Below are 12,863 nucleotides of genomic sequence, written 5' to 3'. Positions count from 1 at the left end.
TCGTTCGCGTCACAGCGGTCCGGCTTCCGCGAGCACGGCTCCTGCACCGCCCTCGTCGTTCTCGTCCTGCCGGCGGTCGGCCTCGACCGGTCCTGGGGTGTGTTCGCGTCTGCGTTCGCCCGGGCGGATCCCGGGAACCGTCAGCAGTGCACCTTGATTCGGCGGGTCGCTCGGTCCGTGCTGCGTCGACCCGTCGTCGACGACGGGAGCCACCGTCCCGGCACCGGATACGTCCGCGGCCGCCGCCCCGGCATCATCGGCGACGCGTTCGGTGGTCGTCGCCAGGTCGGTGACGCTCCCGGCGATCCGGCGGCCGGCCTCCTCACATGCCCCGAGCACCACGTCGACGGCGTCTCGGACCGCCGGGACCAGACGTTCCTCCATCCATCTCCGGCACTCGGCGGCAGGGTCGGACACGTCGCCACCGGGCGGGTCGCCCAGGTTGCCACCGGGCGGGTCGCCCAGGTTGCCACCGGGCGGGTCGCCCACGTCGCCACCGGGCGGGTTGCCGAACCAGCGGGCATGCTCCTCCGGGCTCGGTCCGTGCGGGCCACCGCTCGCTCCGGCGACGATCGTGTCGATCTCGTCCCTCGTGCGACCGTCGACGGTGCCTTCCGCGAGTTCCCCGACGACGCGGGCCTTCTCACGCAACGCTGCGGCGATCGCGGTGGCCGCCGATTCCAGCGCGACCGCGAGATCGGTCAGCGACGCACACAGCGCCACTCCGGAACGGACGGTGGCCGTCAGCTCGGCGCGAGCCCGGTCGGCGGCGGATCCGTCCCACGACTCGTCGAGTTGCTGCAGGAGGCGACGCTGTTCGTCGGTCCGACGACCGAGCGAGGTCGCGAGCGAGCGCGTCGTGGCGGCGTCGTCGGCGAGGGCGGGCAACGAGAGGGTTCGTTCCTCGTCGTAGCGTGCCCGGACGTCCGCGACGCAACAGCCGGACTCGAGCCCGAGAGTGTGCAGGGACTGCACGAGGTCGGTCAGACGGGCCAGGCCGGGCGCTCCCGCGTCGAGGATGTCGCCTGCGCTCTCGGGAGGGGTCCTCACGGCTGCCGGGTCCCTGCGTCGCCGAACCCGACGCTGTCGAGTTCGGCACCGGTCACAGCGGTGAGGGCGATGCCGGTCGCGTCGTCCTGGTGCCGGTATCTGTCTGCCGCCGCGCGCAATGCGTCGGCGTGCGCCTGCACGGTCGCCGCCCAGCTCTCACACGTCGCACGCATCCTGCGATATCCGGTCTCGACGCGAACGCCGGCCGACCGGTGCGTCGATCCGGCACCGGAGCCGTCGAAGACGAGACCGCCGAAGCCACGACGGATCTCGTCGTCGGCGTCCTCGGCGACCTCCTCGAGTCGTGCCGCGACGGCTCGCACCGCGTCGCCGTCGACCTGGATCGTGCTGTGCTGTGTGTCCATGTCCGCCCTTCACCCACCGAACCCTCTCGAAGGGTTAGGACGCAGCGCAGGACGATCCGGTTCCACCGCAGCGTGACTGCGAGCGGAAACCGGCAGCGAAGGGCAGGGACCGCGCAGGTCAGACGGCGGCGACGACTCCCGCGAGACGGTCGGCGACCGCCCGGGCGTGATCGTCGTCGGCGGCTTCGACCATGACGCGTACGAGCTGCTCGGTGCCCGACGGACGCAGCAGCACCCGGCCGGTCTCACCGAGTTCGCGCTCGGCCTCCGCGACCGCGTCCGCCACCGCAGGATCGCTCGCGACGGCGACCTTGTCGTGGACCCGCACGTTCACGAGGACCTGCGGAAGCGATGTCATCACCGAGGCGAGCTTCGCGAGCGGCAGACCCGTCGTGGCGATCCGCTCCATCAGGCGCAGGCCCGTGAGCACGCCGTCGCCGGTCGTACCGTGCGCGGGCAGGACGATGTGGCCGGACTGCTCACCGCCGAGGCCGTAGCCACCGCGGCGGAGCTCCTCGAGCACGTAGCGGTCGCCCACGCCGACGGTGCGCACCTGGATCCCCGCCGCGCGCATCGCGAGATGCAGACCGAGATTGCTCATCACCGTGGCGACGAGGGTGTCGTCGGGAAGTTCACCGGCTTCGTGCATGCCGAGAGCGAGGATCGCCATGATCGCGTCACCGTCGACCACCGTGCCGGTCGCATCGACGGCGAGGCAGCGGTCGGCGTCGCCGTCGTGCGCGAGACCGAGGTCGGCGCCGTGCTCGAGCACGGCCTGCTGCAGCACGGACAGGTGCGTGGATCCGCAGCCGTCGTTGATGTTCAGTCCGTCGGGTTCGGCGTTGATCGCGATGACCGTGGCACCTGCGGCCGCGTAGGCGGCCGGGCCGGCCTGCGAGGCGGCGCCGTGCGCGCAGTCGACCACTACGGTCGTACCGGTGAGCGGCTTGTGCACGGCCGTCGCGAGATGCGCGAGATAACGGTCGAGGGCGTCGGACACGACGCGCACCCGGCCGATACCGGAGCCGGTGGGGCGTGCGGCGCTCTCGGCGTCGCCGTGCAGCACCGCTTCGATCCGGTCCTCGACCTCGTCGTCGAGCTTGTGCCCGCCGGCTGCGAAGATCTTGATGCCGTTGTCGGGCATCGGGTTGTGCGACGCGGAGATCATCACGCCGAGGTCGGCGCCGTAGTCACCCGTGAGGTACGCGACCGCTGGGGTGGGCAGTACGCCCACCGACACCACGTCGACTCCGGCTGCGGTGAGTCCGGCCGTGACGGCCGCCTCGAGCATCTCCCCGCTCGCGCGTGGATCTCGACCCACGACCGCGACCGGTCGCCGCTCGGCACCCTGCGGGGCCAGGACCGCTGCCGCAGCGCCTGCCAGGCGTACTGCCAGCTCCAATGTGAGCTCGGCGTTGGCCAAGCCCCGGACTCCGTCGGTGCCGAACAACCGACCCATGTACACAGCCTCCCAGTCGTGTGCGGCCCCCGCCGCGGGTGTCGATAGAGGACAGAATGCACGAAAGCAGGCGCCGGTAGGAGATGTCTACCGACGCCTGCTCTCGTGATGGAACAGGTGCCGACTCTGACGAAATCAGCGTCGGCGGCACATCAGCGCTTGGAGTACTGCGATGCCTTACGGGCCTTCTTCAGGCCGTACTTCTTGCGCTCGACGGCACGCGGGTCACGCGTGAGGAAGCCGGCACGCTTGAGCGCGGGGCGATCCTCGGGGGTGACCTCGGTGAGTGCACGCGCGATGGCGAGACGCAGCGCGCCGGCCTGGCCGGACGGACCGCCGCCGTGCAGGCGTGCGTGGATGTCGAACGACTCGGTGCGCTCGACCGTCACCAGGGGCGACTTCACGAGCTGCTGGTGCACCTTGTTCGGGAAGTAGTCCTCGATGGTGCGGCCGTTGAGGGTGAAGTTGCCGGTGCCGGGCACGAGGCGGACGCGGACGACAGCCTCCTTACGGCGACCGACGGTCTGGACCGGACGGTCGAACACGATCGGGGCAGCAGGTGCCTCGACGACGTCCTCGACGTACTCGTCTGCAGCGACCTCGACGTTCTCGACGTACTCTTCGGGGTTCACGTTCTGTTCCTCGGGCGTCGTCACTGTGCCACCTGCTTGATCTCGAACGGCACCGGCTGCTGCGCGGCGTGGGGGTGGTTCGGGCCCGCGTAGACCTTCAGCTTCTTCGCGATGGCGCGACCGAGCTTGTTCTTCGGGAGCATGCCGGTGACGGCCTTCTCCACGAGGCGGTCGGGGTTCTTCTCGAGAACCTCGCCGACGGAACGAGCCCGCAGACCGCCCGGGTGACCGGAGTGGCTGTAGAGGAACTTGTCGGTCCGCTTGTTGCCGGAGACGGCAACCTTGTCGGCGTTGATGATGACGACGAAGTCACCACCGTCGACGTGCGGCGCGAATGTGGGCTTGTGCTTGCCGCGGAGCAGGTTTGCCGCCTGCACCGCGAGGCGGCCGAGCACCACGTCGGTGGCGTCGATGACGTGCCACTGATGGGTCACGTCGCCGGCCTTCGGTGTGTACGTAGACACAGATCTTCCTCGTCTATCGTTTCGCTGCTGGCCTGCATGCCGACGGTTGCCACGCCCGGCGGCCAGTTGGGACCCGGGAGAGGTGTTCGTCGCACCACAGGGCACGACGACGTGCGACACGCCGAGGGGACACTCTACCGGGCGGACGCCGGGCCGGTCAAAGCGCCGCAGCAGCCCTGCCCTTGCGCACCCTCCGCTGGAGCACCCCGGAAGCAGCAGCACGTCCCGGCGGCCTCTCCACCACCGGGACGTGACAGCGCCGGATCGGTCCGGATCCGGCAGACCCGGATCAGCCCGGGAAGCGCTGCTGGTTCAGTCGCTCGACCTCCTGCATGTTGTCGTTACCGGTCGAGACCACCCGACCGATGTCGTGCAGCACCTGGATGAGGCCGGCCTCGGCCTCGTTCCAGCGCGCCTGCGTGGCGGCGTAGCGCTCCTGCGCCCCACTGTCCCAGGTGGCGATGAGGGGCGCCACCTGCCCCTCGATGCGGTCGAGCGTCGCCTCGATCGCCTTCTGACCGGACACGAGCTGGGCGTGCAGGTCGGCGACGCCGGCGAAGTTCTGATAGATCTCGGACACGGATCGTTCTCCTTGTTCTCGAATGTGTGCCGGAGGGCTGTGTGCCGGAGCGACCGGCGATCAGTTGAACGACCCGTTGAGCACCGAACCGCCATCGGGGTCGATCGCCGACAAGGACTGGGCCTGCTGGTCCTCGGCAGCGGCGTACGACCGTCCACTGGTGCGCACGGCTTCTGCCAGTTCGTCCAGGGCGTTCGACAGCTTGGTGTGGTTGACGTTCCAGCGCTCCATGATTCCGGCGAACTGTTCCGCCGAGCGGCTCCGCCAGACCGACGGCGCGGACTGCACCACGCCCGTCAGACGACCGAGGATCGCGTCGAGTTCGGCGCGGGAGTCCTGGAGTTGTCCCGCGACGACCTCCATGGTCGCTACATCGGTGGTGAGGTGATTCGAATTGCCGGTCGGTTGGGTCAACGGCGTACTCCTTCGCTCGTGCGTGGATCATCCGGCTCGGTGTCGAGCCGGTCCTGGCTCCTACATCTGGTTGGACGCACCCGATCCGGTATCGGTTCCGCGCCTTCCGAAATTCGTGGACCTTCTTTTCTCACCCGCCCCGGAGGGTGTGGACGGCCTGCTCGCATTCACTCCGGATACGGGTCCATTCCCCCTCGAGGTACTGGCATCCCACGGAGACCTGAAGTCCGGGGAAGACCAGGACCGACCACCGCACCACCGAGTAGTCGTCGGGAACTTCGGTGTACGCCACGACCTTGCGGTCGGCGAAGGTCGTGTCGGTGTCGAGGTCACGGATGACAGGTGCACGTTCGGCGGCCCGCTCCGCCAACGCGGAGGCGACCGAGCGCTCGTCGATCCCGTCGGGAAGATCGCGGTACACGACCAGGATCCGGCGATCGGTTCCGCCGACCGGTATCAGTTCCGCGCGCCCCTCGGGCACGGTCGCGGGGTCGCGGACGCGCCAGCCCTCCGGCAGGTCGAGGTGCAGCGGACCGGCGTCGATCCGCGTCGACGGGGAGGGACCGGCGTCGGCGGCCGACTCGGGCTCACGAGCGTCGGTCGGCGGCTCCTCTGCAGCAACGACTTCCGGCGGAGCCGGGACCTCCGCGTCTCCACCTTCTCCGGTGAGAAGCGGCCACAGGAAGATCGCAGCGGCGAGCAGGAACGGAATCACCGCCCCGGCGACGACCAGCGCGGGCACCGTGCCGGCCCGCCCGCCACGAGGGGGATCCGGGCGTGCGCGCACCTCGCTGAGCCACGGCAGTGTCCTGTCGGGTCCGTCGGTCGTCGGAGCGATGGCCGGGGCTCTCGCGGTCCCTCCGGTTCCGGCCGGTGGCGCCGGAGGGCCGGTCACGGCGCTGAGCATCTCCGAGGCCGCGACGGGCAGGACCCGCCGACTCGAACCCACGAGATCAACTGCGAGAGAGAAGGATTCGACACCGGACGGTTCGCCCGGGCCGCCGGTCACCACCACGACCTCCGGCCCAGCCCCGCCGCACACCGAGGTCAGCAGGTTCTCGAGTCGCATCGCGGCGTCCGGGGAGTGCACCGACAGACCCGGATCGCGTGCGAGTCGTTCGACGGTCGGCCCGTCGGGTCCCGGCGGAGCGATGCTCACGGCGGTGACTCCCCCGGCGGCGAATTCGAGCACCGCACACCGCTCGTGCGGCGCAGGATCGGCGGCGCGCGCGGCGGCCACCGCGGCCGGAAGCAGGATCGTATCGCCTGCGACCTGCCGCACGGCGGTCCGGAAGAGATCGCGGCGCCGCTCGTTCCACCAGGTCGGGTGTATCGCGCACGCCACCCCGCCGATGTCCGGTGCACCCACGGTCGCTGCGGCGTAGGAGACGAGCCCGCTCAGCAGTTCTCCGAGTTCGGTTTCCCCTTCGACCGCGGCCGCATCCACGAGTTCCGTGACATCCATGAGTCCTGCGACGCCGGCCGGCTCCGACGGTTCCTCCGCTGCCGCTCCGTAGACCCGTCGGTCGCCGAGATCCGCGGCGAGAGCGGGCACGCTGCGCGTGGTTCCGGGCCATCCGATGTGGACGGATCCGGGTGTCAGCGTGAACGCGACCGCGACGACCGTCTCGTCCCGGAGCGCCATCACACCTCCGGCGCCCACGCGGTCTGGACGAGCGCCGTGCCGTCGCGTCGTACGAGTGTGCCGCGGCCCGGCGGCACCGGCGACGGACGGACCGCGCCGACGAGCGCTCCCTCGTCGCGGCTACCGCTCATGATCAGACCCGGAGTCGACAACTCCCGCAGACGCCCGAGGATCGGTTCGTACATCGCGCGTCCGGCACCACCCGAGCGACGCGCGACCACCAGGTGCAGGCCGATGTCGCGTCCCTGCGGGAGATAGTCGAGCAACGGCAGCAGCGGATTCTGGCCAGAGGTGGCGACCATGTCGTAGTCGTCGATCACCACGAACACTTCGGGTCCGGTCCACCACGATCGATCGCGCAGCTGTTGTTGCGTCGTGCCGGGGCCCGGCAGCCGGCGCTCGAAGATGCCGGCGAGTTCGCGGACCATGGCTGCGAGGACCGTTGCCGACGCAGCGTATCCCCCGAGATGGTCGCCGCCCACGACACCGAGCAGCGTGCGGCGGTAGTCGCCGACGATGATCCTGGTCTGCGCACCGCTGCCGGCTTCGACCAGTCCGCGGCACAGCCCTCGCAGCAGATTGGTCTTGCCGCACTCCGAGTCGCCGAAGATCAGCAGGTGCGGATGGTCGGTGAAATCCACCGATACGGGCGCGAGTTCGGATTCGTCGATGCCGATCGGGACGGAGAGCCGGGCCGCCGGGGACGCGTCGGCCGGTGGCGGCCACCCTGAGGGCAGAGCTGTGAGAAGGTCGGGCCGGTCGATGCGTTCGGGCAGCATGCGCACCGGTGGCGCCGAACGCCCCGGCGTGGCAGCACGGACGGCCTCGACCGCCGCTGCGACGCCGACCGCGAGATCGGCCGGATCGGAGCTTCCGTCCACCCGCGGCAGCGCCCCCAGGATGTGCAGGCCATCGCGGTCGATACCGCGTCCCGGCCGCCCTTCCGGCACCATCGCCGCTCTCTTTCGGCCGTACTCGGAGTCGGACGGGTCGCCGAGGCGGAGTTCGAGCCGCGTACCCAGCAGGTCGCGCATGGCGGGCCTCACGTCACCCCAGCGTGGGGCGCTGAGCACCACGTGGATGCCGTAGGACAGACCCTGGGCGGCGAGGATCCCGATCGTCTGTTCCAGTGCCTCGAAGTCCTGCCGGATGCTCGGCCAACCGTCGACGACGAGAAAGACGTCGCCGAACGGATCGTCGGTGGCCGGTGCGACCGCGTCGGCGCGCATCCGCCGCAGCTGAGCTATGGACTCGATGCCGTTCTCGGCGAAGGACCGTTCGCGACGACGCAGCAGCGACATCATCTCCGCGACCGTGCGGCGCACCCGGTCGGTGTCGTGCCGCCCCGCGACGGAACCGACGTGCGGCAGGCCGGCCAGACCGGACAACGTGCCACCACCGAAATCGAGACCGTAGAACTGCACCTGCTCGGCGTTGTGCGTGAGGGCCATCGACAGGACGAGGCTGCGCAGCAGTGTGGACTTCCCGGACTGCGGGCCGCCGACCACCACGACGTTGCCGGCCGACCCGGACAGGTCGACCACCAGCGGGTCGCGGCGTTGCTCGAACGGCCGGTCGACGACACCGACGACGGTGCGCAAGGTTGCGTGACGCGGCACGTCGCCGGTGAGCACCGACCTGGGCAGCAGCATGTCGAGCGACGGGGAGTCGTCGAGCGGAGGAAGCCACACCTCGTGCGCCGGTGTTCCGTGCCCCCGCATCCGGTCGACGACCACCTCGAGCACGCTCCGGCCGTCGCCCGCGGGAAGAACCGGGAGCGGCTCCGTGACCGGGGCGGGCGGACCGGCGTCGACCGGCACCGCCCGCGCGGTGAAGAGCCGGGGCCGGGACGTGCCGGCCGGCACCGCCGATCGGGTGCGCCGGGTGGGGCGGCCGGGCTCGTACGGCCCCGAGACGTACGCCGCGGAGAACCGCTGGATGTCGGCGGAATCGGTCCGCAGATATCCGGCGCCGGGTGTCGACGGCAGGTGGTAGGCGTCGGGAACGCCGAGAACGCTCCGCGATTCGTTTGCGGAGAAGGTCTTCAGGCCGATGCGGTACGACAAGTGGCTGTCGAGACCGCGGAGGCGACCCTCGTCGAGTCGTTGGCTGGCGAGCAGCAGGTGCATGTGCAGCGACCGGCCCAGGCGTCCGATCGCCGCGAAGAGGTCGGCGAATTCGGGCTGTTGAGAGAGCAGTTCGGAGAACTCGTCGACCACGATGAACAGCGCGGGCAGCGGGTCGAGCGGTGCACCTGCCGCCCTGGCCTTCTCGTAGTCGCCGACGTTGGCGAAGTTGCCTGCGGTCCGGAGCAGTTCCTGGCGGCGGTTCATCTCGCCTTCGAGGGCGTCCTTCATGCGGTCGACCATCGCGATCTCGTCGGCGAGGTTGGTGATCACCGCCGCGACGTGCGAGATCCGGTCCAGACCGAGGAAGGTCGCGCCGCCCTTGAAGTCCACGAGGACCAGGTTGAGTGCCTCCGGCGGGTGCGTCGCCACGAGACCGAGGACCAGCGTCCGCAGGAACTCGCTCTTTCCCGATCCGGTTGCGCCGATGCACAGTCCGTGCGGTCCCATCCCGTTCTCGGCGGCCTCCTTGAGGTCGAGTTCGACAGGCGCACCGTCGATGCCGACACCGATCGGTACCCGCAGGCGGTCGCGCCCGCGGCGTGGCACCCATACCTGCGCGGGGTCGAAGCGGGCCACGTCCCCGAGGCCCAGCAGCTCCTGCCAGCTCGACGGCCGGTCGTCGCCGGCGCTCTCGTCCACCGCTCCGCTCGTCACCCGGTACGGCGCGAGCAGTCTGGCCAACGTCTGTGCCTGCGGAGTCCCGATGCCGTCGGCATCGGCGAAGATGTCGACGTCGGTGCCGGTGGCGACCCCGACCCGTCCTTCCTCGACCGCCAGGCGCAGGCCGCGCGTCGCGCTGAGCCGCGTGGCGTAACCGGAGAGGTCGAGCACGGTCACTGCGTCGAGACCGTCGTCGAGCACCCCCGAACCCGATCCCGTGACCCCGCCGTCGACGACCACGACGAGGTGCACGGCACCCTCGGTGGCCGGGGCGTTCCGGACGAATCTGCTGCGACCGGCGAGGACCGCCGCGAGATCGGTCTCGAGTTCGAACAGCGAACCGAACACCGTGCGTGCACTGCCCGCACCGTCGCGCAGGACCGGGTTCTGCGCATGCGGCAGCCACTTGATCCATTCCCATTCCGCAGCGGTGTCGGGCCCGCACACGACGGCGACCTGCAGTGTGTCGGGACCGTGGAAGGTGCACGCCTGCGCGAGCATCCCCCGAGCGAGCGAGCGCGCCGCGCTGCGATCGCCCTCGAGGCCGATCGCCGCGAAACCCCGCAGCGACACAGCCGTGGGCAGCGCCTGCACCACCGAGTGCGCGCGCACGAACCTGCGCAGCGACAGGGCGGCGACGGGTTCGAGATCCTCGACCGGCCCGGTGTCCGGAGGCACGAGTCGGGTCGCGAGTCGCTGCCCGCCGCGCCCCACCCTGAGGTGACCGAAGTCGGGATCGGTGCTGCGCCGCTCCCACATCCGGACGGTGCCGGCGAGGGTCCACAGCAGGGCCGGGTCGGGATGCGACCATTCGAGCGCCCGACGTTGTTCGTGCGCCGTCTCGGTGACCTCGCGCCGGAGCTGGTCGAGATAGCGCAGATAGTCCTTGCGGTCCTCGTTCGCCTCGGCGGTCTTCGTTCCCCCGCTGCGACCACCGTTGGCGAGCATGCCCACCAGGGACACGACCATCATGAGCGGGAAGATCATCGCCATGGGGCTGCGTGCGGCGCCGGTGGTGAACATCAGCGCGACCATCCCGATCATCGCCGCGACCATCACGAGCGGGAGCAGTCTGGTCACCAGATTGCCGGGCGTGGCCCGGGGAATGTCCGGTGGCGGTTGGACACTCACCTCGCCGCTGGGAGCGCGCGGTGCCTCCCGCCGTGCTCTGCGTACGAAACGCACGGTACTCACGTTCGTCACCCCCCGGAACGCCGTCGGCCGCCCCCTACGGCCCCACGGTCGTGGAAGACTAACCCATGGCTGCGACCTTCCGTGCTCCTGTTCGCCCCTCGGCCCCTCGACGGACAACTCGGGCACGACACCGGTCGGGACGATGTCGTATGGTCTGCGTCGTTCGGACTGCAGTGACGGGGGGAACCGAGGCCGATGACATCTGTGCGTGCGCGATCCGAGACCCCGGGGCAGGTGGGCGCCCCGGATCTGTGCCGGATCACCGTGCTCGCCCGCCACACCGAGGTCGATCTCGCACTGCCCCTCGACGTTCCGGTGGCGCTGCTGCTCCCGGGGATCGTGAATCTCGTCGCCGGCCACCGGCCCGACAACGACTTCGACGCGACACCCGAACGCACGGAACCCGACGGCTGGGCGCTCGCCCGGATCGGTCGGGCCCCGCTGTCCGGTGCGCTGAGTCTCGACGAGCACGGCGTCCGCGACGGGGAGATCCTCGTCCTGGAGGACGCCGGATCCCCCGCTCCTCCACCGTTGTTCGACGACGTCATGTACAGCGTCGCGGCCTCGGACCGGACCACGACGCCGTGGGGTGCGGGCCCGTCGGGTCTCATCGCGGCCGTCCTGGGTCCGGTCGCCCTCGCCGCGGGCTGCGTACCGTTGCTGTTCCTGCCCGACGGCGCGAGCCGTCTCGCCCTCGGAGCCGTGTGCGCCGCGCTGCCTCTCCTGGTGCTGCTCGCCGCAGGCATCCTCGCCCGGCTCCACGACGATCGACGGACCGCGACCGCGCTGCTGTGGTGCGCCTTCCCGCTCGCAGCGACGGCCGGGGCGCTGCTCGTTCCCGGCGAATCGCCGGCGCCGCGTCTCGTCCTCGCCGCGGCACTGACCGGTGCGGTCGCAGTGCTCGCCGTGCGTGCCACCCGCATCGGCCTCGCACCGTGCACGGCGGTCGCCGCGACCGCCGCGGGCGTCGTCGTGACGGCCACCCTCGCATCGACCACCGAACTCGAGGCGCGCGCCCTCGGAGCCGGAACGGTGGTGGTGGCGCTGCTGCTCGCCGGCACGGCACCACGCCTCGCGGCGATGCTCGCGAAACTCCCCATCCCCCCGGTCCCTGCTCCGGGCGCTCCGCTCGAACCGGAGACCCCCGAGAGCAGCGTGTCCGGGTTGCCGTCACAGGCGGAGCTCGAGCACCGTGCGAATCGGGCACGGAGCGCGCTCACCGGAATCGTCCACGCCGTCGTCCTACTCACGGCGGGCGGAGCGTGGTGCGCCGCGTTCCCGTTGGACGGAGACGTGTCCGTGCCCGCGGTAGCACTGGCCGTGGCGTCGGCCGTGGTCCTGGTCTTCCGAGGCCGCACCTACACCGCGACCGCGCAGGCGGCTCCCCTCGTGGCCGGTGGCGCGGTACTGCTGCTCGGGCTGCTCGTCGGTGCGGCAGCGAGCGGAGCGTTGCCGCCGTGGGCGGTGTTCGCATCCGCTACGGGTCTCGCGTGTGCCGGTTTCCTCTTCGGTGTGGTCGCGCCGCGACGGACGTTCACTCCGGTACAACGCCGGATCGCCGAGATCGCGGAGTACGCGACCATCGCCACCGTCGTGCCGTTGGCCTGCTGGGTCGCCGGTGTGTACGCAGCGATCCGCGGACTGTGACGGTGCGGCTGTCACACCGGTTCGCGGTCCTGGCCCTCGCCGCCCTGATAGCGACCACTACTCCGGGTCTCGCGACCGCCGCGCCCCCGGTACCCGATCCGGCGCAACTGCCCGCCGGCGCGACGCCTGCGCCTCCCGAGGCCACCGAGATGCGGGTGCTGTGCGCAGAGCTGCCGGATGCTCCCGACGGACCGCAGATCCCTCGGGCACAACGCATCCTCGACTTCGCGTCCGTGTGGCCGATCACCCGGGGAGCGGGGCAGGTGGTCGCCGTCATCGACACCGGGGTCCATCCGCATCCGCGGTTGCCGGCCCCGAGGCCGGGTGGCGACTACGTGTCCACGGGTGACGGCACCGAGGACTGCGACGCGCACGGCACCCTCGTCGCCGGCCTGATCGCGGCGCGGCCGACACCCGGATCGGGTTTCGCCGGTGGCGCACCCGACGTGGGGATCATCGCCATCCGCCAGTCGAGCGGCCATTTCTCCGACCGCTCCCGATCGGACGACGATGCCGCGCGCAACGCCTCCGGATACGGCGACGTACGGACCCTCGCGGCGGCCGTCCGGCAGGCGGTGGATCTCGGCGCCACCGTCGTCAACGTCTCCGCGGTCGCCTGCCGGA

11 protein-coding genes are annotated in these 12,863 nt (G+C 70.8%); 2 read left to right on the top strand and 9 right to left on the bottom strand.

The features are described from left to right. Nucleotides 1-9: 9 nt before the first annotated feature. The 9 genes from A5767_RS15250 to eccCa form a co-directional block, all read right to left on the bottom strand. Entirely contained in the window at nucleotides 10-1,050 is a 1,041-nt protein-coding gene (locus tag A5767_RS15250) for a WXG100 family type VII secretion target (protein WP_064852619.1), read from the bottom strand. After that, on the bottom strand, nucleotides 1,047-1,415 hold the full coding sequence (locus A5767_RS15245) for a hypothetical protein (protein WP_064852618.1): 369 nt from the start codon (nucleotides 1,413-1,415) through the stop codon (nucleotides 1,047-1,049). Before A5767_RS15245 ends, A5767_RS15250 begins: the two co-directional genes overlap by 4 nt. A 118-nt stretch (nucleotides 1,416-1,533) precedes the next feature. Beyond that, nucleotides 1,534-2,874 (bottom strand): phosphoglucosamine mutase, encoded by a 1,341-nt coding sequence (gene glmM, locus A5767_RS15240; protein WP_006550057.1) that lies wholly within the window; start codon nucleotides 2,872-2,874, stop codon nucleotides 1,534-1,536. Between the two features lie 152 nt (nucleotides 2,875-3,026). Continuing rightward, nucleotides 3,027-3,530, bottom strand: coding sequence for a 30S ribosomal protein S9 (gene rpsI / locus A5767_RS15235; RefSeq protein WP_006550056.1), 504 nt, complete (start codon nucleotides 3,528-3,530; stop codon nucleotides 3,027-3,029). After that, nucleotides 3,527-3,970, bottom strand: coding sequence for a 50S ribosomal protein L13 (gene rplM / locus A5767_RS15230; RefSeq protein ID WP_006550055.1), 444 nt, complete (start codon nucleotides 3,968-3,970; stop codon nucleotides 3,527-3,529). Before rplM ends, rpsI begins: the two co-directional genes overlap by 4 nt. 289 nt (nucleotides 3,971-4,259) lie before the next feature. Next, nucleotides 4,260-4,550 carry a WXG100 family type VII secretion target gene (locus A5767_RS15225; protein ID WP_016690931.1) on the bottom strand — a complete coding sequence of 97 codons (291 nt, stop codon included), beginning with the start codon at nucleotides 4,548-4,550 and terminating at the stop codon, nucleotides 4,260-4,262. A 60-nt stretch (nucleotides 4,551-4,610) separates the two neighbouring features. Then, nucleotides 4,611-4,964: a WXG100 family type VII secretion target gene (locus tag A5767_RS15220; protein ID WP_019288588.1), complete on the bottom strand. Its 354-nt coding sequence runs from the start codon at nucleotides 4,962-4,964 to the stop codon at nucleotides 4,611-4,613. Nucleotides 4,965-5,094: 130 nt separating this feature from the next. Beyond that, nucleotides 5,095-6,609, bottom strand: a complete 1,515-nt coding sequence (locus tag A5767_RS15215) for a type VII secretion-associated protein (protein ID WP_231913197.1) — start codon at nucleotides 6,607-6,609, stop codon at nucleotides 5,095-5,097. Next, nucleotides 6,609-10,592, bottom strand: a complete 3,984-nt coding sequence (gene eccCa / locus A5767_RS15210; RefSeq protein ID WP_064852634.1) for a type VII secretion protein EccCa — start codon at nucleotides 10,590-10,592, stop codon at nucleotides 6,609-6,611. Before eccCa ends, A5767_RS15215 begins: the two co-directional genes overlap by 1 nt. A 195-nt stretch (nucleotides 10,593-10,787) precedes the next feature. Between eccCa and eccD the strand changes: the two genes are divergently transcribed. Continuing rightward, nucleotides 10,788-12,239 carry a type VII secretion integral membrane protein EccD gene (gene eccD / locus A5767_RS15205; RefSeq protein WP_228044602.1) on the top strand — a complete coding sequence of 484 codons (1,452 nt, stop codon included), beginning with the start codon at nucleotides 10,788-10,790 and terminating at the stop codon, nucleotides 12,237-12,239. Nucleotides 12,240-12,241: 2 nt separating this feature from the next. Further along, a partial coding sequence (locus A5767_RS15200; protein ID WP_331712097.1) for a S8 family serine peptidase occupies nucleotides 12,242-12,863 on the top strand: 622 nt, incomplete at its 3' end.

The sequence above is a fragment of the Rhodococcus sp. 852002-51564_SCH6189132-a genome, assembly GCF_001665495.1.
In the GTDB taxonomy this organism is placed as follows: domain Bacteria; phylum Actinomycetota; class Actinomycetes; order Mycobacteriales; family Mycobacteriaceae; genus Rhodococcus; species Rhodococcus pyridinivorans.
The sequence above is the reverse complement of the archived record's forward strand: the minus strand, read 5'-3'. Positions and strand labels throughout refer to the sequence as shown.

What these genes read in the sequence shown, in the direction of transcription:
- glmM (WP_006550057.1), bottom strand. Translation starts at nt 2,874, where the DNA reads ATGGGTCGGTTGTTCGGCACCGACGGAGTCCGGGGCTTGGCCAACGCC.
- eccD (WP_228044602.1), top strand. Translation starts at nt 10,788, where the DNA reads ATGACATCTGTGCGTGCGCGATCCGAGACCCCGGGGCAGGTGGGCGCC.
- A5767_RS15245 (WP_064852618.1), bottom strand. Translation starts at nt 1,415, where the DNA reads ATGGACACACAGCACAGCACGATCCAGGTCGACGGCGACGCGGTGCGA.
- A5767_RS15215 (WP_231913197.1), bottom strand. Translation starts at nt 6,609, where the DNA reads ATGGCGCTCCGGGACGAGACGGTCGTCGCGGTCGCGTTCACGCTGACA.